At 70.1% G+C, this 23,361-nt stretch carries 18 protein-coding genes (1 of these 18 only partly in view); 5 read left to right on the plus strand and 13 right to left on the minus strand.

Going from position 1 to position 23,361, the window contains the following annotated elements; genetic code table 11:
- From FB563_RS05285 to thyX, 3 genes are all read right to left on the minus strand, one after another.
- Positions 1-1,273, minus strand: the 5' portion of a protein-coding gene (locus FB563_RS05285; RefSeq protein WP_055708245.1) for a ribonuclease J. Its footprint begins 413 nt before the window's first position; 1,273 of the gene's 1,686 nt are visible here — the first part of the coding sequence; its start codon is at positions 1,271-1,273; its stop codon lies off the left edge, out of view.
- A gap of 178 nt (positions 1,274-1,451) precedes the next feature.
- Positions 1,452-2,351: a 4-hydroxy-tetrahydrodipicolinate synthase gene (dapA, locus tag FB563_RS05290; protein ID WP_055708244.1), complete on the minus strand. Its 900-nt coding sequence runs from the start codon at positions 2,349-2,351 to the stop codon at positions 1,452-1,454.
- A gap of 221 nt (positions 2,352-2,572) precedes the next feature.
- The gene (gene thyX / locus FB563_RS05295) at positions 2,573-3,322 is read right to left on the minus strand and encodes an FAD-dependent thymidylate synthase (RefSeq protein WP_055708663.1); all 750 of its coding nucleotides are present in this window, start codon (positions 3,320-3,322) and stop codon (positions 2,573-2,575) included.
- A gap of 182 nt (positions 3,323-3,504) precedes the next feature.
- Here thyX and FB563_RS05300 point away from each other — a divergent pair, with 182 nt between their 5' ends.
- From FB563_RS05300 to FB563_RS05310, 3 genes are all read left to right on the plus strand, one after another.
- Positions 3,505-3,741, plus strand: coding sequence for a hypothetical protein (locus tag FB563_RS05300; protein WP_055708662.1), 237 nt, complete (start codon positions 3,505-3,507; stop codon positions 3,739-3,741).
- A 90-nt stretch (positions 3,742-3,831) separates the two neighbouring features.
- Positions 3,832-4,386, plus strand: coding sequence for a hypothetical protein (locus tag FB563_RS05305; protein ID WP_055708661.1), 555 nt, complete (start codon positions 3,832-3,834; stop codon positions 4,384-4,386).
- A 138-nt stretch (positions 4,387-4,524) separates the two neighbouring features.
- Positions 4,525-5,241, plus strand: coding sequence for an SDR family oxidoreductase (locus FB563_RS05310; protein ID WP_324615862.1), 717 nt, complete (start codon positions 4,525-4,527; stop codon positions 5,239-5,241).
- Positions 5,242-5,258: 17 nt separating this feature from the next.
- Here the strand turns inward: FB563_RS05310 and FB563_RS05315 are convergent, their stop codons facing one another.
- From FB563_RS05315 to FB563_RS05340, 6 genes are all read right to left on the minus strand, one after another.
- Positions 5,259-5,711, minus strand: coding sequence for a tetratricopeptide repeat protein (locus FB563_RS05315; RefSeq protein ID WP_055708659.1), 453 nt, complete (start codon positions 5,709-5,711; stop codon positions 5,259-5,261).
- A gap of 13 nt (positions 5,712-5,724) precedes the next feature.
- Positions 5,725-6,477, minus strand: coding sequence for a 4-hydroxy-tetrahydrodipicolinate reductase (gene dapB, locus FB563_RS05320; protein ID WP_055708658.1), 753 nt, complete (start codon positions 6,475-6,477; stop codon positions 5,725-5,727).
- A 33-nt stretch (positions 6,478-6,510) separates the two neighbouring features.
- A complete protein-coding gene (locus FB563_RS05325; protein ID WP_055708657.1) occupies positions 6,511-7,890 on the minus strand; it encodes a M16 family metallopeptidase in 1,380 nt (459 codons plus the stop codon).
- A complete protein-coding gene (locus FB563_RS05330) occupies positions 7,887-10,106 on the minus strand; it encodes a polyribonucleotide nucleotidyltransferase (protein WP_055708656.1) in 2,220 nt (739 codons plus the stop codon). Before FB563_RS05330 ends, FB563_RS05325 begins: the two co-directional genes overlap by 4 nt.
- A 324-nt stretch (positions 10,107-10,430) precedes the next feature.
- Complete coding sequence (rpsO, locus tag FB563_RS05335; protein ID WP_003997419.1) at positions 10,431-10,718, minus strand: 30S ribosomal protein S15; 288 nt, start codon at positions 10,716-10,718, stop codon at positions 10,431-10,433.
- A 181-nt stretch (positions 10,719-10,899) separates the two neighbouring features.
- On the minus strand, positions 10,900-11,133 hold the full coding sequence (locus FB563_RS05340) for a hypothetical protein (RefSeq protein ID WP_142218508.1): 234 nt from the start codon (positions 11,131-11,133) through the stop codon (positions 10,900-10,902).
- A 221-nt stretch (positions 11,134-11,354) separates the two neighbouring features.
- Here FB563_RS05340 and FB563_RS05345 point away from each other — a divergent pair, with 221 nt between their 5' ends.
- Positions 11,355-11,684 carry a DUF397 domain-containing protein gene (locus tag FB563_RS05345; RefSeq protein WP_055708654.1) on the plus strand — a complete coding sequence of 110 codons (330 nt, stop codon included), beginning with the start codon at positions 11,355-11,357 and terminating at the stop codon, positions 11,682-11,684.
- A gap of 88 nt (positions 11,685-11,772) precedes the next feature.
- Here FB563_RS05345 and eccD read toward each other — a convergent pair whose 3' ends face one another.
- Positions 11,773-13,281 (minus strand): type VII secretion integral membrane protein EccD, encoded by a 1,509-nt coding sequence (eccD, locus tag FB563_RS05350; RefSeq protein ID WP_142219041.1) that lies wholly within the window; start codon positions 13,279-13,281, stop codon positions 11,773-11,775.
- A gap of 336 nt (positions 13,282-13,617) precedes the next feature.
- Here eccD and eccCa point away from each other — a divergent pair, with 336 nt between their 5' ends.
- The gene (gene eccCa, locus FB563_RS05355) at positions 13,618-17,583 is read left to right on the plus strand and encodes a type VII secretion protein EccCa (protein WP_055708653.1); all 3,966 of its coding nucleotides are present in this window, start codon (positions 13,618-13,620) and stop codon (positions 17,581-17,583) included.
- A gap of 298 nt (positions 17,584-17,881) precedes the next feature.
- Here the strand turns inward: eccCa and FB563_RS05360 are convergent, their stop codons facing one another.
- From FB563_RS05360 to FB563_RS05370, 3 genes are all read right to left on the minus strand, one after another.
- Complete coding sequence (locus FB563_RS05360; RefSeq protein WP_055708652.1) at positions 17,882-20,026, minus strand: serine/threonine-protein kinase; 2,145 nt, start codon at positions 20,024-20,026, stop codon at positions 17,882-17,884.
- Positions 20,027-20,111: 85 nt separating this feature from the next.
- On the minus strand, positions 20,112-22,292 hold the full coding sequence (locus FB563_RS05365; protein ID WP_142218509.1) for a protein kinase domain-containing protein: 2,181 nt from the start codon (positions 22,290-22,292) through the stop codon (positions 20,112-20,114).
- Positions 22,293-22,305: 13 nt separating this feature from the next.
- On the minus strand, positions 22,306-23,280 hold the full coding sequence (locus FB563_RS05370; RefSeq protein ID WP_055706801.1) for a serine/threonine-protein kinase: 975 nt from the start codon (positions 23,278-23,280) through the stop codon (positions 22,306-22,308).
- Positions 23,281-23,361 lie beyond the last annotated feature (81 nt).

Raw genomic sequence — 23,361 nt, forward strand, 5'->3', positions numbered from 1 at the left:
CGATGACGATCCGGTCGTGCGGGACGCCGGTGAGCGCTCCGAGTTCGGCGTTGGCGCGCAGGTGGCGCCACTCGCCGTGGACCGGCATGAGGTTCTTGGGGCGGCAGATGTTGTAGAAGTACAGCAGCTCGCCCGCGGACGCGTGGCCGGAAACGTGCACCTTGGCGTTGCCCTTGTGGACGACGTTGGCGCCCCAGCGGGTCAGGCCGTTGATCACGCGGTAGACCGCGTTCTCGTTGCCGGGGATGAGGGAGGACGCCAGGATCACCGTGTCGCCTTCGACGATCCGGATCTGGTGGTCCCTGTTGGCCATCCGCGACAGCGCTGCCATCGGCTCGCCCTGGGAGCCCGTGCAGACCAGGACGACCTCGTGGTCGGGGAGGTCGTCGAGCGTCTTGACGTCCACGACCAGGCCCGGGGGCACCTTCAGATAGCCCAGATCGCGCGCGATACCCATGTTGCGGACCATGGAGCGGCCGACGAAGGCGACCCGGCGGCCGTACTCGTGGGCCGCGTCCAGGATCTGCTGGATGCGGTGGACATGGCTGGCGAAGCTCGCGACGATGATCCGCTTGTGGGCGCCGGCGAAGACCTGGCGCAGCACGTTGGAGATGTCGCGCTCGTGCGGGGTGAAACCCGGGACCTCGGCGTTCGTGGAGTCGGTGAGCAGGAGGTCGATGCCCTCCTCGCTCAGCCGGGCGAAGGCGTGCAGGTCGGTGAGGCGGTTGTCCAGCGGGAGCTGGTCCATCTTGAAGTCGCCGGTGTGCACCGCCATGCCGGCGGGGGTGCGGATGGCGACGGCCAGGGCGTCCGGGATGGAGTGGTTGACGGCGACGAACTCGCAGTCGAAGGGGCCGATGCGCTCGCGCTGCCCCTCTGCCACCTCGAGGGTGTACGGGCGGATCCGGTGCTCCTGGAGCTTGGCCTCGATCAGGGCGAGGGTCAGCTTGGAGCCGATCAGCGGGATGTCCGGCTTCTCGCGGAGCAGGAAGGGGACACCGCCGATGTGGTCCTCGTGGCCATGCGTGAGGACGATTCCCTCGATGTCGTCGAGGCGGTCCCGGATGGACGAGAAGTCCGGCAGGATCAGGTCGATTCCGGGCTGCTCCTCCTCGGGGAAGAGCACTCCGCAGTCGACGATCAGCAGGCGGCCGCCGTACTCGAAGACCGTCATGTTCCGGCCGATCTCGCCGAGACCGCCGAGCGGGGTGACCCGCAGACCACCCTCGGGGAGGGGCGGGGGCGGGCCGAGTTCGGGATGCGGATGACTCAAAAGACTCTCCTCACCACACGCGCCACGTACCGGTCGGGCACGTGGCGCGTGAGACGTTCGTGCAGAAGCAGTTGTCGTTGTGGGGTGCGGGCACCGGTGGCCCGCTTCTTCTGTTTTTCTTCAGTTGTGAAGCCCGTTGGTCTTCAGCTGTGAAGCCCGTGTGCTGCCAAGTCTGTTGTCAGAGCTGTACCCCGCCGGCGGCAAGATCGATCTTGAGCTGGGCGATCTCCTCGGGCGAGCACTCGACCATGGGCGAGCGCAGCGGGCCCGCGGGCAGTCCCAGGAGGGCGAGCGCGGCCTTGGTGGTCATGACGCCCTGGGTGCGGAACATGCCGGTGTAGACCGGGAGCAGCTTCTGGTGGATCTCGGTGGCCTTGACGACGTCCCCGGAGACGTACGCGTCGACGAGCGCGCGCAGGTCGGGGGTGACGACATGGCCGACGACCGAGACGAAGCCGACCGCGCCCACGGAGAGCAGCGGGAGGTTCAGCATGTCGTCGCCGGAGTACCAGGCGAGGCCGGACTGGGCGATGGCCCAGCTGGCGCGGCCGAGGTCGCCCTTGGCGTCCTTGTTGGCGACGATCCGGGGGTGCTCGGCGAGCCGGACGAGGGTCTCGGTGTTGATCGGGACACCGCTGCGGCCGGGGATGTCGTAGAGCATGACCGGTAGCTCGGTGGCATCGGCGACGGCCGTGAAGTGCCGGTACAGGCCCTCCTGCGGGGGCTTGTTGTAGTACGGCGTGACGACCAGCAGGCCGTGTGCGCCGTCGCGCTCGGCCTGGCGGGCCAGCTCGACGCTGTGGTGGGTGTCGTTGGTGCCGACGCCGGCGACGACGTGGGCACGGTCGCCGACCGCCTCCAGTACGGCTCGTACGAGGTCCGATTTCTCCGCGTCACTCGTGGTGGGGGACTCGCCGGTGGTGCCGTTGATGATCAGGCCGTCGTTGCCTGCGTCCACCAGGTGGGCGGCGAGCCGCTGCGCGCCGTCGAGGTCGAGTGCGCCGTCCGCCGTGAAGGGCGTGACCATGGCGGTGAGGACCCGCCCGAAGGGGGTCTGCGGAGTCGAGGTCGGAGCCATGGGTAACACGCTACTCGGTGCTCCCTGTGCGGTCTGCCCTCGGGGGGTCGGGAAAGTCAGGACAAATGCGGAGCCCGGCACTGCCTGCTCGGGGGTTCAAGCAGTGCCGGGTCCGTTTGATCAGGCTAGATGAACTTCTCTAAATGCCGCAATACGGACACTTCGCGAGGCTGACCCGTACATCCGTTCCTGGTGGGGGAACAGGGCTTCGTCGGCCTTTCCTACGGGGCCACGCGGCCGTTCGCATTGAAGGCCGCGTACGTGAGCGGCATGAGCTTCGCCCACTCCGCCTCCATCTTCTCGCCGACCATCTCGATCTCCCGCTGCGGGAAGGACGGCACCTTGGCCAGCTCGTGCTGGGTGCGCAGGCCGAGGAAGTGCATCAGGGAACGGGCGTTGCAGGTGGCGTACATCGAGGAGTAGAGGCCGACGGGGAGGGCCGCACGGGCGACCTCGCGGGCGACGCCCTCGGCGAGCATCTTCTGGTAGGCCGCGTACGCCTGCTCGTACGACTCCCGCAGGGTGCTGGAGACCGCCTCGTGCTGGGCCGGGGTGCCCTCGACGAAGACGTACTTGCCGGGGCGGCCTTCCTGGACCAGCTTGCGGTCGGTGCCGGGGACGTAGAAGACCGGCTCGAGCTCCCGGTAGCGGCCGGACTCCTCGTTGTACGACCAGCCGACGCGGTGCCGCATGAACTCGCGGAACACGAAGATCGGGGCGCTGATGAAGAACGTCATCGAGTTGTGCTCGAACGGGCTGCCGTGCCGGTCGCGCATCAGGTAGTTGATCAGCCCCTTGGAGCGCTCGGGGTCCTTCTTCAGCTCGTCCAGGGACTGCTCGCCGGCGGTGGAGACCCGCGCGGCGAAGAGGACGTCGGCGTCCGAAGCACTGGACTTCACCAGCTCGACGGTGACGTCACTGCGGAACGTGAGCGACTCGGGGGTGGTCACGGGGTTAGGGGTCCTTCCCATCACAGCTGTGGTTCGCGCCCACCTTACGGGGCACCCGCCCGGGCCACGGCAGGACCCGGCCCCAGAAATCCCACCACGGATTTTTTCCGACATGGGCACCTTTTGTGTCACTCGAGCGTCTGTACCGGTGAGGCCCACTCATTCGAGCCGAAAATGTTGATCATGAAAGGAGACGTACCGCGATGTTCCGTCGGCGTGAGCCCGTACCCTTCGCCTTCCTGGCCGAGGCTGACAGGTTCCGCAGCAATGTCACTCCCCCGCCCCGGCCGCGGGCGTCCTTCGGGGAGATAGCCGGGCGCTGGCTGCTCGGACTCACCCTGGTCGCCGGGCTGGTGGGAGCCCTGATACTCGGCATGCCGGCGATGTCCACACCGTCCAGTACGCCGACGCAGCAGTCCCAGGCCTCGCAGGGGCACTGAACCCTTCCGGCCGCCCAGGGTGGTGGGCGGCAACCGCGGCGGATAGCCTCACCGGGCACAGCCCACGCACGCATGGAGTGAGGACCAGCCGTGCCCCTGTCCTTCCTGACGGCCGACCGCACCTTCGAGGCCGCTTCCGAGAGCGCGCTGCCCTACGACGACCGGGAGCGCTGGCGGCGTCCGTACCGTCCCGGTCCCTGGCGTGTGGGTGCGGCGGCGCTGGTGCTGCTGCTCGCCTCCTTCGTGCTGTTCTCCGCGGTGCTCATCGCCCTGACCGGCTCGGTCTCCTCCGCCGTGGCCACGCTGGTCTCAGGGCTCGTGGTCATCGCCGGCGCGCTGCGGCTGCTGCGCATGGGCGTGTGGGCGAGTGGCCGGGGGCTGCGCCACGTCGGCTTCCTGGTGACACGTACGGTGCCGTGGGCGCGGGTGGTGTCGGTGCGGACGGTGCAGCAGCCGGTGCGCTGGCTGGGGCTGCCGCGAACCGTGCAGGGGCAGGCGCTGGTGCTCGTACGCAAGGACCGGCCGGCCGCGGACACCTCTGCGCTGCTGACCACGCACACGCTGGACTTCCTGGGCCGCCCGGCGGCGTTCGACCGGGCCGCGGACACGGTGGAGGCATGGGCGGCGGAGAACCGCCACCACTGACCTCGGGGTCAGCCCGTAGCGGCCGCCCCGCGTGCTGTGGGGCGGCCCCTACGGCGTGCCAGGCCCACGGCAGGGCGTGTGCGGGCCGGTGAAAGGATCGGCTGCGGGATGTCCTCCGCGTCGGAAGGGAGACCGCTGTTGTCCGGACGTACCGTGCTGATCACCGGAGCGTCGAAGGGGATCGGCCTCGGCACCGCACACCGTCTCGCCGCCCAGGGGCACCGGGTGCTGGGAGTCGCCCGCGGCGCCCCGGACGGTGATTTCCCGGGAGTGCTGCACGCCTGTGACCTCGCCGACGCGGAGGCCACCCGTCAGTTGCTGGACACCGTGACGCATGAGGAGCGCGTGGACGCGGTCGTCAACAACGTCGGCATCGCCGTGCCGGAACCGCTGGGCGAGATCAGGCTCGACACGCTGCAGGCCGTGTACGACCTGAACGTACGCGCCGCCGTACAGGTCACCCAGGCCTGCGTCGGCGGGATGCGGGAGCGCGGCTGGGGCCGGATCGTCAATGTGACGAGCCGCTCGGTGCACGGCGCGCGCCGGCGCAGCAGCTACGCGGCGGCCAAGAGCGCGCTGGCGGGCCTGACCCGGACCTGGGCGCTGGAGCTGGCCGCGGACGGGGTGACGGTCAACGCGGTGGCTCCCGGTCCGGTGGAGACCGAGCTCTTCCGCGCCTCGCACCCCGTGGGCGGCGCGGAGGAGGCCAGAGTGCTGCGCTCGGTGCCCGCGGGGCGCCTCGGCCGCCCGGAGGAGGTGGCCGCGGCCATCGCGTTCCTGCTGAGCGAGGACGCCGGGTTCATCACCGGGCAGCAGCTCGGTGTGGACGGCGGCGGCAGCATTCCGGGGCGGTGAGGGCCGGGGGCAGGTCGTCAGGCCTGGACCGGCTTGCCGTCGTGCAGGGCGATGGCCCTTTGCATCGCCTTGCGGGCGCGCGGGGTGTCGCGGGCGTCGTGGTAGGCGACGGCGAGGCGGAACCAGCAGCGCCAGTCGTCGGGGGTCGCCTCCGTCTCGGCCTTGCGCTTGGCGAAGACCTCGTCGGCCGAGTCGCGGTCGACCCGGCCGCTGGGCAGCCGCTTCAGCTCGTCCACAGGCAGGCCGCCCTCGGCGTCGAGTTCGGCGGCGAGGGCGTTGGCCCTGCGGACGAACTGGGTGTTCTTCCACAGGAACCACAGACCGATGACCGGCAGGATGAGGACCGCGACCCCGAAGGTGACGGTCACGGCCGTGCCGGACTGGATGAGCATGACGCCGCGGCTGCCGACCAGGACGAAGTAGAAGACCAGGACGGCGGCCGTGACGAGGTAGGTGATCTTCGCGCGCATCGGAGGGTCTGTCTCAGCTCAGGTCCAGGAAGTGCTCCAGGCCGAACGTGAGGCCGGGAGTGGTCACCACGCGGCGGGTGCCGAGCAGGATGCCCGGCATGAAGCTGCTGTGGTGCAGGGAGTCGTGGCGGATGGTCAGCGTCTCGCCCTCGCCGCCCAGCAGCACCTCCTGGTGGGCCAGGAGGCCGCGCAGGCGCACGGCGTGGACCGGGATCCCGTCGACACTGGCGCCGCGCGCGCCGTCCAGGGCCGTCTCCGTGGCGTCCGGCGCCGGGGCCGTACCGGCGGCCCTGCGGGCCTCGGCGATGAGCTGAGCGGTGCGCGTGGCCGTACCGCTCGGCGCGTCCACCTTCTTCGGGTGGTGCAGTTCGACGACCTCGACCGACTCGAAGTACGGCGCGGCGATCTGCGCGAACTTCATGGTCAGGACGGCGCCGATGGAGAAGTTCGGCGCGATGAGCACACCGGTCTGCGGGGACTCCGCCAGCCAGCCCGTCAGCTGCGCGAGGCGCTCCTCGGTCCAGCCCGTCGTACCGACGACCGCGTGGATGCCGTGGCGCACGCAGAAGTCGAGGTTGTCCATGACGGAGTCGGGGGTGGTCAGCTCGACGGCGACCTGGGCACCGGTCTCCGTCAGGGTCTGGAGCTTGTCGCCCCGGCCGAGTGCGGCGACCAGCTCCATGTCCTCGGCGGCCTCGACCGCCTTGACCGCCTCGGAGCCGATCCGGCCCCTGGCTCCGAGGACCGCCACGCGCAGCTTGCTCATCTCTTGCTTCCTTAGGGAGTGACCGGGAGGTGTTCAGGCGACGGCGTCGTGCAGCCGCGCGGCCTGCTTGTCCTTCAGCGGGCCGATGACCGACAGCGACGGGCGCTGTCCCAGGATGTCGCGGGCGACCGAGCGGACCTCGTCCGGGGTGACCGCCGCTATCCGGTCCAGCATGTCGTCGACGGACATCTGCTCGCCCCAGCACAGCTCGCTCTTGCCGATGCGGTTCATCAGCGCGCCGGTGTCCTCCAGGCCGAGGACGGTGGAGCCCTGGAGCTGGCCGATGGCGCGGGCGATCTCGTCGTCGGTGAGGCCGCTCGCGGCGACGTGGTCGAGTTCGTCGCGGCAGATCTTCAGCACGTCGTGCACCTGGCTCGGCCGGCAGCCCGCGTACACGCCGAACAGGCCGCAGTCGGCGAAGCCGGAGGTGTACGAGTACACGCTGTAGGCGAGGCCCCGCTTCTCCCGGACCTCCTGGAAGAGGCGGGAGGACATGCCGCCGCCGAGGGCGGTGTTGAGCACGCCCATGGCCCAGCGCCGGTCGTCGGTGCGGGCGAGGCCGGGCATACCGAGGACGACGTGCGCCTGCTCGGTCTTGCGGCCGAGCAGCTCGACCTTGCCGGACGTGCGGATCGTACGGCTGCCGTCGCGCGGGCCGACGGGCTGCGCGTCCGGGCTCCGCAGGGCGCCCGCCTTCTCGAAGGCCGCGCGGACCTGTCGTACGACCTTGTTGTGGTCGATGTTGCCGGCGCAGGCGACCACCAGGTGGGTGGGGTCGTAGTGCTTTCGGTAGAAACGGCGGATGCGGTCGGCGGTGAGGGCGTTGACCGTGTCGACCGTGCCGAGGACGGGGCGGCCGAGGGCGTTGTCGCCGAACATGGTGTGCGCGAACAGGTCGTGCACACAGTCGCCGGGGTCGTCCTCGGTCATGGCGATCTCTTCGAGGATCGCGCCGCGCTCGACGTCGACGTCCTCCTCAAGGATGAGCGAGCCGGTCAGCATGTCGCAGACCACGTCGATGGCGAGCGGCAGGTCGGTGTCGAGCACGCGCGCGTAGTAGCACGTGTACTCCTTCGCCGTGAACGCGTTCATCTCGCCGCCGACGGCGTCGATGGCGGAGGAGATGTCCAGCGCCGATCTGCGGTTCGTGCCCTTGAAGAGCAGGTGCTCCAGGTAGTGCGTGGCGCCGTTCAGGGCCGCCGTCTCGTCGCGGGAGCCGACGTGCGCCCAGATGCCGAAGGTCGCGGAGCGGACCGAGGGCAGGGTCTCGGTGACGATGCGCAGGCCGCCCGGGAGGGTGGTCTTGCGGACCGTGCCGATGCCGTTCTGGCCCTTGATCAGGGTTTGGGTACGGGCGACGGCCCGCGCCTCCGAAGAGGGGCGGGCCGTCACCTTGGAGCTACGGGACGTCACTGCTCGGCGTCGTCCTTCGCCTCGTCGGAGCCTTCCTCGCCCTCGATCACCGGAACGAGGGAGAGCTTGCCGCGGGAGTCGATCTCGGCGATCTCGACCTGGACCTTCTGGCCCACGCCGAGGACGTCCTCGACGTTCTCCACGCGCTTGCCGCCGGCCAGCTTGCGGATCTGCGAGATGTGCAGCAGACCGTCCTTGCCGGGCAGCAGGGAGACGAACGCACCGAAGGTGGTCGTCTTCACGACCGTACCGAGGTAGCGCTCGCCGACCTCGGGCATCGTCGGGTTGGCGATGCCGTTGATCGTGGCGCGGGCGGCCTCGGCGGAGGGGCCGTCGGCGGCACCGATGTAGATCGTGCCGTCGTCCTCGATGGTGATCTCGGCGCCCGTGTCCTCCTGGATCTGGTTGATCATCTTGCCCTTGGGGCCGATGACCTCGCCGATCTTGTCGACCGGGATCTTGACGGTGATGATCCGCGGGGCGTGCGGGGACATCTCGTCGGGCCGGTCGATGGCCTCCATCATCACGTCGAGGATGTGCAGACGCGCGTCGCGGGCCTGCTTGAGGGCCGCGGCCAGGACGGAGGCGGGGATGCCGTCCAGCTTGGTGTCGAGCTGGAGGGCGGTCACGAACTCCTTGGTGCCGGCGACCTTGAAGTCCATGTCGCCGAAGGCGTCCTCCGCACCGAGGATGTCGGTGAGGGTGACGTAGTGCGTCTCGCCCTCGATCTCCTGGGAGATCAGGCCCATGGCGATACCGGCGACCGGGGCCTTCAGCGGCACACCGGCGTTCAGCAGCGACATGGTGGAGGCGCAGACCGAACCCATGGACGTCGAGCCGTTGGAGCCGAGGGCCTCGGACACCTGGCGGATCGCGTACGGGAACTCCTCGCGCGTCGGCAGCACCGGCACGAGCGCGCGCTCGGCGAGGGCGCCGTGGCCGATCTCGCGGCGCTTCGGGGAGCCGACGCGGCCGGTCTCACCGGTGGAGTACGGCGGGAAGTTGTAGTTGTGCATGTAGCGCTTGCGGGTCACCGGGGAGAGGGTGTCCAGCTGCTGCTCCATGCGGAGCATGTTGAGGGTGGTGACGCCCAGGATCTGGGTCTCGCCACGCTCGAACAGCGCGGAACCGTGCACCCGCGGGATGGCCTCGACCTCGGCGGCGAGCGTACGGATGTCCGTCACGCCACGGCCGTCGATGCGCTTCTTCTCCTTGATGACGCGCTCACGGACCAGGGTCTTGGTCAGCGAGCGGTACGCGGCGGAGATCTCCTTCTCGCGGCCCTCGAACTCCGGCAGGAGCTTCTCGGCGGCGAGACCCTTGACGCGGTCCAGCTCGGCCTCGCGCTCCTGCTTGCCGGCGATGGTGAGCGCCTGGGCGAGCTCGGGCTTGACCGCGGCGGTCAGGGCCTCCAGGACGTCGTCCTGGTAGTCCAGGAAGATCGGGAACTCGCCGACCGGCTTGGCGGCCTTGGCGGCGAGGTCGGCCTGGGCGCGGCACAGGACCTTGATGAAGGGCTTGGCGGCCTCCAGACCGGCGGCGACGACCTCCTCGGTCGGCGCCTCGGCGCCACCCTCGACCAGCTTGATGGTCTTCTCGGTGGCCTCGGCCTCGACCATCATGATCGCGACGTCGCCGTCCTCCAGGACGCGGCCGGCGACCACCATGTCGAAGACGGCGTCCTCGAGCTCGGTGTGCGTCGGGAAGGCGACCCACTGACCGCGGATCAGCGCGACGCGGACGCCGCCGATCGGGCCGGAGAAGGGCAGACCGGCCAGCTGCGTGGACGCGGACGCGGCGTTGATCGCCACGACGTCGTACAGGTGGTCGGGGTTGAGCGCCATGACCGTGCAGACGACCTGGATCTCGTTGCGCAGGCCCTTCTTGAAGGACGGGCGCAGCGGGCGGTCGATGAGGCGGCAGGTGAGGATCGCGTCCTCGGAGGGCCGGCCCTCACGGCGGAAGAAGGAACCGGGGATCTTCCCGGCCGCGTACATGCGCTCCTCGACGTCCACCGTGAGCGGGAAGAAGTCGAGCTGGTCCTTGGGGTTCTTGGAGGCGGTGGTGGCCGACAGCACCATGGTGTCGTCGTCCAGGTACGCCACGGCGGAACCGGCGGCCTGCTTGGCCAGGCGGCCCGTCTCGAAGCGGATGGTACGGGTACCGAAGGCGCCATTGTCGATGACGGCCTCGGCGTAGTGGGTCTCGTTCTCCACTAGCGTTTTCTCCGTTACGTATCGTCTTTCGTCCCTTGGCTGCCCGTGTGGCAGGGGGACGGTGGTGGAGAAGCGCGCCGTGCGGTGCGGGCCGGTCTTCGATCGAAGCACCCGGGGCTCGCTTCCCCCCGGGGGCCACTACCGAGGACCGGCGGCGGCTAGGTGCGCTTCTCCTCGTTCTGTGTCGTACGTCGTTCCGTGTCGTACGTATTGCGTTGTGCTACCACACTACAAAGCGTGAGTGACACTCCGCACGTTTCCGCATGTACGACGAAGGGAGCGGCCCCCGGATCTGCTTCCGGGAACCGCTCCCCTCACGGCGTCCTACTTGGCGCCCGCCGCACCACGGCGGATGCCGAGGCGGTCGACCAGCGCGCGGAAGCGCTGGATGTCCTTCTTCGCCAGGTACTGCAGCAGCCGGCGGCGCTGACCGACCAGGATCAGCAGGCCACGACGGGAGTGGTGGTCGTGCTTGTGGGTCTTGAGGTGCTCCGTCAGGTCGGAGATCCGACGGGAGAGCAGAGCGACCTGGACCTCGGGGGAGCCGGTGTCACCCTCCTTGGTACCGAACTCGGCGATGATCTGCTTCTTCGTAGCGGCGTCGAGCGACACGCGTACTCCTCATAGTCTGTGAGTGCCACCGAGTGCCCCCGGTCTGCTTCTCGGGGGAGCTTCCGTTACTCGGGAGGCGGGATCCGCTGGGCGCGGCCTCCAGAGCCTGTTCAAGAGGGCTCCGGGGGTGCGTACACAAACGGCCGTCACACAGGGTACCAGGACGGTTCGGCCGTCCGTGTCACTGGCTCCGCTTGGCGTTCCAGACCAGGAGGACCACGATCAGGACGACCAGGACGAGGACCCAGATCCACACGTCACCACCGCCGCCGGATCCGTGGCTGCCGTAGTGGTGGGAGCCGTAGTGGTGGTAGCCGCCGTGATAGCTGCTGTGGTAACCGCCGCCGCGGCCGCCGCGCAGGGCGAGTACGTCGGTCGACGGCGGGGACCATGGGGCGGTGCCGGGCATGCTCATGACCGGGAATTTACGTGAGCATGGGTTGGCATGGCCGCGCCCGTTGCATGCCCGTGACGAAACCTCCGCTCCCTGGGCACAAGCGGTCGCCGGTCCGCACCCGTATCCGGCCGTACTCCTTCGTACGGGCGTTGACCAGGTCGTTTCACAGTACGCGCGCGTGGTCTCCCAGTAGGGTGACGACGCAACGCAGTCCGTATGCCGAAGGGGGCCGCTTCACCATGACCGAGACACAGGGCACGAGCGCCGGCGCGTCGGCGCCGGAATCTCAGGAAGACGTCAAGGCGCGCAAGGAGCGGGAGCGGGACGAGCTGTACGCACTCGACATCTCCGGCGTGGAGTGGCACTGCGCACCGGGCACGGAGGCACACGAGGAGCGGGTCGAGATCGCGTACCTGCCCGGCGGTGCGGTCGCGATGCGCTCCTCCCTCGACCACGCCACCGTGCTCCGCTACACCGAGGCGGAGTGGCGCGCGTTCGTACTGGGGGCGCGGGACGGGGAGTTCGATCTGGAGCCACATGAGCGCAATGGGGGGCTTGCCGGGCAGTGAGCGGCGCTGAGGTTGGCAAAACATGAAAAGGGCGGCACGCATGTGTGCCGCCCTTTCTCCGTGGCCTCTGCTTCCCGCGCGTCGGCCCTCAGCTGGTCATCGCCCGTGCACGCGCGTACACGTCGAACACGGCCAGCGCCAGCGGGATCAGAGTGAGCAGGACGAAGCTCTCGGCGATCTCCAGGAAACGGCCCCAGAAGGGGGTGACACCGCGGCGCGGAGTGATCAGACCGATCGCGGTGACGAGGGCGGTGGCCGCGCCGACCGCCGCGGCGAGCCAGATGCTGCGGATGTCGAGGGACGAGGTGTCGCCCTGGATGGCATCGATCAGATAGCCCCGGGGCGGGTTCAGGGCCAGCCCGAGACCGAGGAAGACGATGGCGGCGAGGCCGGCGGCCAGGGTGGCGCCCACCTGCGCGGTGTAGCGGAACAGGTGCGCCCGCATCAGCATCGCCACGCCGGTCGCGAGCGCCAGGAGCTGGGCCCAGACGTTGCTGGAGAAGCCGAGGACGATCGAGGCGCCGACGGCGACGAGGGCACAGCCCCCGACGAGCCCGACGAGCAGTTCGTGGCCGCGCCGGGCCTGGGCGGCCACACGGTCGGCGTCCACGGGCTCCTGCGGGGCGGGCTCGCCGGTGTCATAGCCGCCGCGGGAGGGGTTGGGCGGTTCGAAGCCGATGGGCAGCCGGGCGAAGCGCATGGACAGGCCCGGCAGGAAGGCCAGGGCGACGACGGACAGCGGGGCGCCGATGGCGGCCGTCTCGATGGGCTTCAGATCGGTGAGAGTCGCGATGAAGGTGGTGATCAGGCCGATGGCGGAGGCGAAGAGGAACGCCACGAAGGGTCCGTCGCCGCCGGGCGACACCAGGGTGAGCACCAGGGAGGCGACGAGGACCGCCGTGCAGGCGAGCAGGAACTGGAGCCGTCCGATGCCCTCGTGGTGGGCGAGCGGCAGCAGCCCGGACCCGGCCACGCCGATGTTCGGCAGGGCGCCGAGTCCCAGCGCGACCGCGGAACCCCGGTCGTCGTACACGCGCGCGCGTACACAGGCGATGGTGACCAGCAGGATGCCGGTGATGCCCGCGATGATGCCCTGCAGGCTGTGCATGTCATGGCGGATCTGGGAGCTCCAGGCCACGAAGGCGAGCAACGCGGGCAGGATGCCGCCCGCGACGAGGCCGGCGGCGCGGGTGAGGTCGCCGCTCCACAGGGTCCGGTCGCGGGTGACGGCGGAGGCCACCGCCTCGGAGACGTCGTCGAGGACGGCGGGCGGCAGCGACTCGGCGAACGGGCGCAGGGTGAGCAGTTCACCGTCGAGGATGCGCTGTGCCGTGAAGGACCGGGCGCCGTCGAGGACGGTGCCGTCGCGCCGTACGAGGTGGTAGCCGACCGGAGCGCCCTCGGCGGGGCTCTGCTGGGACAGCCGCAGAATCTCCGGGTACAGGTCCGCGACCGGTACGTCGTCGGGCAGCGCCACGTCGATCCGGCTGTCGGGCGCCACGATGGTGACCCGGCAGAAGCCGAATCCCATACCCGCCCCGGAAGGGGCTCCGGTGCCGTGTCCGCCGGGCGCGCCGGCCGGCGCGGAGGCCGTCATGCTCACCTGCTGTTCCCCCTCGTCGGTGGTGGGGCGGCCTGCGGTGCCACCGCGCACCTTCCGCCCGTAAAAATCCTGTGTAGGTTGTGCGGCGCCACACGCTCCGCCGGTGAACCGAGCAGTCGCATCCGGGGTTTGCGGGGAGGCGCCTCCTTCGAACCGTTGCGGATTGCCCGGGTTTTCCCGGAACGATTCGCAACTGCTCACGCGTCTCACCGGCACCCTACCGCCAGCCGTTGTCCGTGGTTGTCAGTAGGATCGCGCTTCGCGATCGACGTTCGCCTGACACGGGGCGGCGGACGAAAAATCTCGGTCCGGCAAGGGAATTGGTGCGTAGTGAGCCACATCGTCGTCAAGCGCCCACCGCGGGCACTGCCGAAGGAAGTGCCCACGGACGAGGTCCTGCTGCAGGCTCCGCCGGAACTTCCGCGCGGCCAGCAGGAAAGCGCTTGGATGCAGCTCCTGCCCATGCTCGGCATGGGCGGTTCCGTGGTGTTCTTCTTCAACCCCCAGGCCCAGCCCTTCATGAAGATCATGGGCCTGCTGATGGTGGCCTCGACGATCGCCATGGGCATCTCGATGCTGGTCCGCTACCGCCGCGGCAACCAGGGGCAGATGGCCGACATGCGCCGCGACTACCTGCGTTACCTCTCCCAGACCCGGCGCGCCGCACTCGGCACCGCCAAGGCCCAGCGCGACGCGCAGTACTACCTGCACCCTTCGCCGGAGCAACTGTGGGCGCTGGTCGCCGAGGGCAGCCGGGTGTGGGAACGGCGCACCGGCGACGAGGACTTCGGGCAGGTGCGGGTGGGCCTCGGCCCGCAGGCCCTGGCCACTCCCTTGATCCCGCCGGAGACCGCCCCGGTGGACGAGCTGGAGCCGCTGACCGCGGGCGCCATGCAGCGCTTCCTGGCCACGCACAGCACCCTTGACGAGCTGCCGATGGCCGTGTCGCTGCGCGCCTTCTACCACGTGACGATCAGCGGCGAGCCCGGCACCGTGCGCGGCGCCGCACGTGCCGTCACCGCCTCCCTCGCCTCGCTGCACTCCCCCGAGGACCTGGTCATCGCCGTCGTCGCCGAACGTCAGTCGGCGCACGAGTGGGAGTGGGCCAAGTGGCTGCCGCACGTGCAGGCGCCGGGCCTCGCCGACGGCGCCGGCAGCATCCGCCTGATCACCACCGACCCGGTGGAGCTGGAGGACCGGCTCGCCTCCCGTCTCCAGGGCCGCCCGCGCTTCCACCCCGGTGGTCCCCCGGTCCCGGAGCAGCCGCACGTGGTGGTGGTGCTCGACGGCGTCTCCCTGCCCCCCACCGCTTTGCTGGCCAGCCCCGAGGGCATGCAGGGTGTGACGGTCCTGGAGGTCGTGCCGGGTGACCTCACGGTCGGCCGGGGCGACCTGTCCGTCGTCGTCCAGCCCAAGGAGCTGCGCCTGGAGTCGGCGCACGGCATGGTCTACGAAGGGACCCCGGACGTCCTGTCGTACGAGGCCGCCGAGGCCCTCGCCCGTCAACTGGCGCCGCTGCGAATGGCGTCGGGCGGGGACGACGACGAACCGTTGCTGGCGAACCTGGAGTTCACCGACCTGCTGAACCTGGGCGACGCGGCATCGGTCGACCCGAAGCGGACATGGCGGCCGCGTTCGCAAGGGGAGCGGCTGCGGGTGCCGATCGGTCTGGGTGAGGACGGCCGGCCCGTGATGCTCGACCTCAAGGAGGCCGCGCAGGAGGGCATGGGCCCGCACGGCCTGTGTGTCGGTGCCACCGGTTCCGGCAAGTCGGAACTGCTGCGCACGCTGGTCCTCGGCCTTGCCGTGACCCACTCCTCCGAGACGCTGAACTTCGTACTCGCCGACTTCAAGGGTGGTGCCACCTTCGCGGGCATGGCCCAGCTGCCGCACGTGGCGGCCGTGATCACCAACCTCGCGGACGACCTCACCCTCGTCGACCGCATGGGCGACTCGATCCGCGGCGAGCTCAACCGCCGCCAGGAGCTGCTGCGCGACGCGGGCAACTACGCCAACATCCACGACTACGAGAAGGCGCGCGCCGCAGGCGCCCCGCTGCAGCCCATCCCCTCCCTCGTCCTGGTGATCGACGAGTTCAGCGAGCTGCTGACCGCCAAGCCGGACTTCATCGAGATGTTCGTGCAGATCGGCCGTATCGGCCGATCGCTGGGCGTGCACCTGCTGCTGGCCTCGCAGCGCCTGGAGGAGGGCCGCCTGCGCGGCCTGGAGACGTATCTGTCGTACCGCGTCGGTCTGCGGACGTTCTCGGCGGCCGAGTCCCGCGCCGCGATCGGCGTCCCGGACGCCTACGAGCTTCCGAACGTCCCGGGTTCCGGCTTCCTCAAGTTCGGCACCGACGAGATGTTGCGCTTCAAGGCGGCGTACGTCTCCGGCGTGTACCGCACCAGCTCGCAGCAGGCCGCGGCGCTCGGCGGCCCACTGCCCGTCGACCGCAGGCCCGTCCTGTTCACCGCGGCGGAGGTGCCGGTGCAGTACGCACCGATCCCGCAGCAGCGCCAGGAGGCGCCGACCGAGCAGCAGGACGACGCGCTCGCCGACACCGTGCTCGACGTGATCGTGCGGCGCCTGGAGGCGCAGGGTCCGGCGGCCCACCAGGTGTGGCTGCCCCCGCTGGACAGCCCGCCGTCGCTCGACGCGCTGCTGCCGGGCCTGGCCCCGGTACCGGGCCGCGGGATGACCCAGCCCGGCTATGAGGGCGCGGGCCGGCTGGTGGTCCCCGTCGGCCTCATCGACAAGCCCTACGAGCAGCGGCGCGACCCGTTGTGGCTCGACTTCGGCGGCGCGGCCGGTCACATGCAGATCGTCGGCGGCCCGCAGTCCGGCAAGTCGACCTTGGTGCGCTCGATCATCGCGTCGTTCGCCCTCACCCACACCCCGTGGGAAGTGCAGTTCTACGGCCTGGACTTCGGTGGCGGCGGTATGGCCGCGGTGGCCGGCCTGCCCCACGTGGGCGGCGTGGCCTCCCGCCTCGACCCGGAGAAGGTCCGTCGTACGGCGGCCGAGGTGTACGGCGTCATGACCCGGCGCGAGGAGTACTTCCGGTCCGCGGGCATCTCCTCCATCGCGGAGTTCCGCTCCCGCCGGGCACGCGGCGACATCTCGGTGACCGACCAGCCCTGGGGTGACGTCTTCCTCGTCATCGACGGCTGGGGCAACTTCCGCGCCGACTACGAGGCCTTGGAGCCGCTGGTCCTGGACATGGCTCAGCGCGGCCTCGGCTATGGCATCCACGTGATCATCACCGCGTCGCGTTCGATGGAGGTCCGGGCGAACCTCAAGGACCACCTGATGAACCGCCTCGAGCTGCGGCTCGGTGATCCCATGGACTCGGAGATCGACCGCAAGATCGCGGCCAACGTGCCCACCGGGGTGCCGGGCCGCGGCCAGACCCCGCAGAAGCAGCACTTCATGGCGGCGGTGCCACGCATCGACGGGCTCTCCTCCGACACGGACCTGGCTGAGGCGACGACGGCTCTCGCGGCCGAAGTCACCCGCCACTGGCAGGAGCCCGGCGCACCCGAGGTACGCCTGCTGCCCCGCGAGTTCCCTGCGACCCAGCTCCCGCCCGGCGACCGCTTCCCGAACCGGGGCATCTCCTTCGCCCTGGACGAGGACAACCTCGAGCCGGTGTTCGTGGACTTCGAACAGGATCCGTTCTTCCTGGTGTTCGGAGAGAGCGAGTCCGGCAAGTCGAACCTGCTCAAGCTGCTGATCAAGCGCCTCACCGAGCGCTACGACGGCCACAGCTGCAAGCTGTTCGTCGTCGACAACCGACGGTCGCTGCTCGGGGTGACCCCGGACTCGCACCTGGCCGAGTACATCCCCATGTCGAACCAGATGCAGCACCACATGGACGCCCTGGCCGACCTGATGCAGCGCCGCACCCCGACGGCCGACGTGACCCCCGAGCAGCTGCGCAACCGCAGCTGGTGGCGGGGCCCCACGGTGTACGTCGTCATCGACGACTACGACCTGGTGTCCACGTCCAGCGGCAACCCGCTGGCAGGCCTGACGGAACTCCTCCCCTTCGCCCGCGACGTCGGCGTCCGCTTCATCATCGCCCGCTCCACGGCGGGCGCCGGACGCGCCGGCTACGAGACCTTCATGCAGCGCATCAAGGAACTCGGCGCCCAGGGCGTGGTCCTCGCGGGCGATCCCGCCGAGGGCGAACTGCTGGGCGGAGTAAGGCCACGGCCGATGCCGACGGGGCGGGGCATCTTCGTGTCGCGGAAGCGGGGGAAGCCGATGGTGCAGGTGGGGCTGGTGGACTCCTAGGAGACCACCGCTTTCGGAGTCGTTCTCGGGCAACTGGGCCTGGCCCGACCTGGATGCCGCGGATCGTTCTGGTCCGCGGCATCCGGCGTTCTCGGGGCGCTGCGGGACCGAAGTGGAGGTTTCGGGGACGGTTGGGGTTGCCGCCGCGCCTGTGCCGACGCAGGAGCAGCTCAAGTCGGACGCGCTGGCGCGACAGCAGGCCGGGGCGGCGCATACGCAGCTCAACCACGTGCCGGACGATCCCGGAGGGGGCTCAGCCGCCCTTCCCAGCGAAGCAGTTCACCGAGGAAGTGTCCGCTCAGAACGTCGTCAGGGCCTGGACCCCACTGTCGTGCATGAGGAAGACGCGGTTGGCGGCGGAGGCCAAGTGACCATAGGTGAATTGGTCGACGTCGTACGCCCATCCCTGGCTGCCGTCGGTCGCCTTCGCTGTCTTGAGCTCCATCGGGTCCGTCTCGGAGTAACCGTTGTCCAACGCCCATACGCCGTGACCGCTCAGCACCACGCGGCTGTGGGTCAGGGCGGTCATCGGTGAGCTGTAGACCCCCAAGCGCTCGGGCGTCCACATGTCGCTGCCGTCGCGCTTGTCCCGCCGTGTGAGGTAGGAGCCCCTGGTGGCGTAGACCGCGTCCGTGGACACCGCCGGCGCACCGAAACCGTCTTCGTCGCCAGGCTTGGCGGCCCAGGTGATCTGCCCGTCGCTGAGCCGACGAGCCTCCAGCGTCTTGCCGTTGAGGTACACGGTGTCGCCGTCGGCCGCCGGGCGGACCGTGAAGTCGTCACTGCTGAGGTGAGCCGTCCGGCTCCACACCGTGCGGCCGTCGCTGGTGCGTAGGGCGAGGACGCTGCCGTTCGACGCCGGGATGATGACCCTGCCCTGGCCGACGGCGCCGGGCGGGATCACCTTCTGGCGGAAGTCGGCCGGAACGGTGGCCGTCCAGCGGACCTTCGCATCCGCGCGGCCGATGCTGCGCACTCTGCCCTCCTTGGTGAGGACGTACACCGCCTCCGCGTCGGCGCCGAGCAGCGTCATGGCCTCGGCGCCGGGGCATGTCCACTTGGGCTCGCCGGTGGACGGGACGAAGGTCCGCAGCACCCCCTGGCTGTCCGCGCCGGCCACGAGCCGGTCCGACAGGGACAGATAGCCGGCCTTCGCCACCATGCCGGGCGCCGTCCAGCGCTTCCTGCCGTCCCTGACGTCGTACGCGGCGATGCCGCCGCTCGCGGCGCCGAAGACCAGGACGTCGCGTACGGGCAGGAGCAGGGGCGAGTAGACGTCGGCCAGGTCGCCCAGTGACCAGATGCTGGCCGGTTGCCCGGTTCTGCTCGGATCCTTGTCGGGGTCTGGGTCCAACGGCTGCACGGGGGTACGCACGGCTGGGGGGATGTCGAAGGGGTCGCTCTTCTTGATGGTCCGGGACGTGGTGCCTCCGCGGGTACCCAACCACCAGGCCGTCGTACCGCCCCCGGCCGCGACGACGACGCCCGCCGTCGAGAGTCCGACGAGTAGGCGCCGCCGGCCGACGGAGGGTGCTCCGACCGTCGAGTGCGCCGTGATCTGCGTGGTCAGGCGATAAGCCTCGGCTTCCCGCTTCTTGATCGCATCGGCGATCTTCCCGCGCCGCCACGCCCGGTCCGCTCCCCTCGGTGCCGACATGGCCTGGGCGATCTGAGCGGGCAGCGGGCGGGCGGCCGGGTCCTTCGCGAGGCACGGAGCGATGAGCTCCTGCAACTGCGGTGGCATGTCACCGAGCCGGGGCTCACCGTGCACCACCTCGTACTGCAGCGCCGCCACGTGCCCGCCGTCGAAGGCTCGTCGGCCGGTGGCGGCGTACACGAGCAGGGCGCCGAGCGAGAACACGTCCGCGGGCGGGGCGACTCGTCGCCCGAGTACCTGCTCGGGTGCGCCGTAGCCCGGCGTGACCGGGATCTGTCCGGTGGTCGTGAGAGTGAGCCCGTGTTCCGGCCGGGCGATGCCGAAGTCGATGACGCGCGGCCCGTTCGAGGTGAGCACGATGTTCGGCGGCTTGAGATCCCGGTGGACGAAGCCCGCCGCGTGGATGTCGGCGAGGGTCAGCGCCAGGGAAGTGGCCAAGGCCCGCAGTGCCGGTTCGGCAAGTGGGCCGTATGTGTCGACCACCTGGTCCAAGGTGGGTCCCGCGAGGAACTCGGTGGCGATCCACGGCCGCGCGCCCTCGGTGTGCGCCCCGAGCACGGCAGCGACTCCCTTGCTGCGCACCGCCTGTGCGGCCTGTGCCTCGCGCACGAAGCGCTGGGCCAGGTCGGTGTCGTGGGCGAGTTCCGGCCGCAGCACCTTGACGGCGGCCAGGACGCCGGCGCCGTCCTGTCCGACGTAGACCTTGCCCATGCCGCCCTCGCCGAGGACGCCGAGCAAGCGGTAGGGGCCGAGACGGACAGGGTCGCCGGTACCGAGTGGTTTCATCGAGGGCTGGTCTTTCTGCCGAGAAGAACGGGGCGGTTCCCGGACGGCGGTGCGGACCTTGACCTGCTACAGGGTCCGTCCGTGGTCACTTCAGTGGGTAGGCGGAGAGGTCGTCGGGCTCCACACCGAGAACCAGACCCGACTGGGTGTCCGCGTGGAACTCCACAGCGGTCGTCTTGTAGGTCAGGGCGACGTTGTGGGCCGACAGCGAAACGGCCCGAAGCTGCAGTCCGTTCTTGTAGTACCCGTAGCGGGTGCCGATGATCGGCTGCCAGCCCATGTACGCCTGGTCCGCTTCGGCTGTCGCCTCGGTCCACAGGACCTTGCCGCGTTGCGTGTCCACCGCCATGAGCCCGACGCCCTCGGCGACGGCGTACAGCACACCCTTCGCCAGCGTCGGCGGGCTGTATCGTTGCCCGCTCTTGCTCGCCCAGACCTGAGTCCCGTCGCTCAGTCGCAGGGCCCGGAGCTGGGCGCCACCGACGTAGAGGTGCGTGTCGTCCGCGGCGATCTCGCTCCTGAGGGAGTCGATGTCCTCGATGTCATAAGGCTTGTCCCACAGGACGACCCCGCTGGCGATGTCACGTGCGACGATGTGCGGCTTGTTGTCCGTCACCTCCTGGAAGGTCACCAGGCGGCCGCCGGCGACCTTCGCGGCGAGGAAGTGCAGTCGGTGACTCTTGCTCGACCGCTTCGGCAACGGCTTCGTCCAGAGCGTCTTACCGCTCTTGAAATCGGCGGCCCGCAGGGTCCAGGTCTGCGAGGGAAGGAACCCTTGGTCCTCGAGGTCCTTCCCGTAGCCCAATGCGACGTAGGCGACGCCGTCGGTGATGCAGAGGAGCTGGTTCGGCTTGATGGTGGACGTGGCGGACGCGAATCGGGTCGAGGTCGGCCCCTCGTAGTTCTGACCTTCGTCCCAGATGTCGATCGACATCACGCCATGGGGCGTCTTGCCGTTCTCCGGGTAGTACTGCTGGAGCATGTACAGCCGGTCGTTCACCGCAGCCGCCTGCCACCAGTTCCCGCCGAACAGCACGTCCCGGAAAGTCCCGGTGGACGGGTTGAGGCGCTTCATGACGGCGTTGTAGGGGAGCCAGATCGATCCGTTGGCGCGATACGGGTGGATCAGTCCCCAGGAGTCCATCTCCATCGCCCCCTTACCGCCGTAATGCCACAGCGGGTCGAGGTTGCGCGTCTGCTGGGGCGCCTTCTTGGCCAGGGGCTTGGCACGCCCGCGGTACCACCACAGTCCCCCACCCGCGGCCGCGGTCACCGCGAGCCCCCCACCCGCCGCCAGGAACCCACGGCGCGAGAGGCCCCGCTTGGGCACCGAAGTGACCGTGGTGGGACCCGCCTCGGCTGCCGGCGCCGGCAGCCGTTGCGGCGTCAGCCGCCAGACGTCGGCGGCCCGCCGCCCGATGTCCGCCAGCAGCTCATGGGGCAGGTGGTCGGCGAACTCGCCCTTCCCGTCGTGCAGTTGGACCGCGAGTTGAGCCGTGGTGGGGCGAGCCCCAGGTTCCTTGGCCAGGCACTGGGCCAGAACGGGCACGAGAGCGGCCGGTACACCGCTGAGGTCCGCCTCCGCGTACCGCACCCGGTACAGCAGATCCGCCGTCTGCCCGTGCCCGAACGGGCCGCGCCCGGTGGCGGCGTACACCAGCACTCCGGCGAGCGCGAACACATCGCCGGCCGCGTCGTGATCCTGCCCGGTGGCCTGTTCCGGAGACATGAAGGCGGGTGTACCGACAGCGGCTCCGGCACGGGTCAGCCGCTCGTCGCCGATGGCCCGTGCGATGCCGAAGTCGATGACCTTCGGGCCGTAGGCGGTGAGAAGGATGTTGGACGGCTTGAGGTCGCGGTGGACGACGTCCGAGCGGTGCAACTGGCCGAGCGCCGAGCACAGGGCGGCGCCCAGGGCCCGTACGGACTGCTCGGGCAGAGGCCCCCCGCCTTCGACGGCCTCGTCGAGCGGGGGTCCCAGCACGTACTCCGTGGCCAGCCAGGGCGTCTCCGCGAGTGGATCGGCGTCCATCACCCGCGCCCCGAACTGGTCACCGATGACCCGGGCCGCGTCCACCTCCAGCCGGAAACGGGTGCGGGCCGCCGGGTCGGTGGCGATGGCGGCGTGCATGGTCTTCAGGGCGACGGTACGCCCGCCGGCGGAGCGCGCCACGTAGACGGTGCCCATGCCTCCGCTGCCGAGCCGGGCTATGAGCCGGAAAGGGCCGAGGGCAACGGGGTCGTCATGGGTAAGTGGAGTCGGCATAGGGTTCTTGTCGTCAGTGGCTGGGGTGGAGTACGGGCGCCGGGGTCGGCGCTTCGCCCAGCGGCCGGGCCGGATGCGCGGGTAGCCGTACCTCGGCGGCCAGCACGGACGCCGACTGGTGGACGATCGCGGCAATGAGTCGGGCAGGCAACCAACCGGGGCCCAGGAACGCGTCCGCACGCGAGGGCGGTGCGAAACCCACGGGAGCGTCCGACTGAGCACTCCCCGTCAACTCATCAATCACATCGATCAGTTGCGGCCGGTGGGCGGGGTCGCGGCTCAGGCACCTGGTGGTGATCGACCGCAGCCCGGAGGGAAGCTCATCCCGTTCGGGCATGGTGTACCCGGTGGCGGCGTAGGCGAGCGTCGCGCCGAGTGCGTATACGTCCCCCAGCGGGCGCGGCTGCCCACCGGCGGCCTGCTCGGGGGGCAGGCTGCCGGGGTCGAGCCCGGGTACATCCTGTCGGGCCGAACCGTCCGACACGGCAGCCCGTACCGCCCCGAAGCAGGTGAGCCGGGGTCCGTCGGTGGCGATCAGCACGGCGGCCGGGCAGAGCCCCGCGTGGGTCAGGTTCTGGCTGTGCACGATGGCCAGGTTCTCGGCCAGCGCGACACCGAGCGCGCGAACCGTCCGCTCGGGCAGCGGGCCGCCGTGCAGGGCGAGAGCGATGGGCAGCGGGAGCGCGGGCAGGTAGGGGCGCGCGTGCCACGGCTGCTCGCCGGGGGCGGCGAGTTCGACGGCCGGCAGGACCCAGGGCCCAAGGAGGTAGCGGGAGGCATCGGCTTCGGCCATGAAGCGCTGCGGGTCGGCGGTCGCCAGAGGGCTGCTGAGCAGCACGGTGCGGTCGCCGTCGGCGCTGCGGGCGATGAAGCGGTGCTCGGGGACGGGGGTGTGCGCGGGAAGGCCGGAGTCGAGCCGCGTGACGACCGTGTACGGGCCGAACTGCCGGGTGTCTCGGGTACTCGGTCCGGACCCTGACTCGCGCATGCTCACTCTTTACCTCTCTGGTTCAAAAGCTCGGCTTTGTCGCTCGGCACAACAGCAGGGTGGGCGCCTCCCGCGCGCGCC

This window comes from Streptomyces puniciscabiei, from assembly GCF_006715785.1.
Lineage (GTDB): Bacteria > Actinomycetota > Actinomycetes > Streptomycetales > Streptomycetaceae > Streptomyces > Streptomyces puniciscabiei.

Excerpts from the sequence above, each read along its gene's own strand:
- dapA (WP_055708244.1), bottom strand. The coding sequence starts at position 2,351 with ATGGCTCCGACCTCGACTCCGCAGACCCCCTTCGGGCGGGTCCTCACC.
- thyX (WP_055708663.1), bottom strand. The coding sequence starts at position 3,322 with ATGGGAAGGACCCCTAACCCCGTGACCACCCCCGAGTCGCTCACGTTC.
- FB563_RS05300 (WP_055708662.1), top strand. The coding sequence starts at position 3,505 with ATGTTCCGTCGGCGTGAGCCCGTACCCTTCGCCTTCCTGGCCGAGGCT.
- FB563_RS05315 (WP_055708659.1), bottom strand. The coding sequence starts at position 5,711 with ATGCGCGCGAAGATCACCTACCTCGTCACGGCCGCCGTCCTGGTCTTC.
- dapB (WP_055708658.1), bottom strand. The coding sequence starts at position 6,477 with ATGAGCAAGCTGCGCGTGGCGGTCCTCGGAGCCAGGGGCCGGATCGGC.
- FB563_RS05340 (WP_142218508.1), bottom strand. The coding sequence starts at position 11,133 with ATGAGCATGCCCGGCACCGCCCCATGGTCCCCGCCGTCGACCGACGTA.
- FB563_RS05345 (WP_055708654.1), top strand. The coding sequence starts at position 11,355 with ATGACCGAGACACAGGGCACGAGCGCCGGCGCGTCGGCGCCGGAATCT.
- eccD (WP_142219041.1), bottom strand. The coding sequence starts at position 13,281 with ATGACGGCCTCCGCGCCGGCCGGCGCGCCCGGCGGACACGGCACCGGA.
- FB563_RS05360 (WP_055708652.1), bottom strand. The coding sequence starts at position 20,026 with ATGAAACCACTCGGTACCGGCGACCCTGTCCGTCTCGGCCCCTACCGC.
- FB563_RS05365 (WP_142218509.1), bottom strand. The coding sequence starts at position 22,292 with ATGCCGACTCCACTTACCCATGACGACCCCGTTGCCCTCGGCCCTTTC.
- FB563_RS05370 (WP_055706801.1), bottom strand. The coding sequence starts at position 23,280 with ATGCGCGAGTCAGGGTCCGGACCGAGTACCCGAGACACCCGGCAGTTC.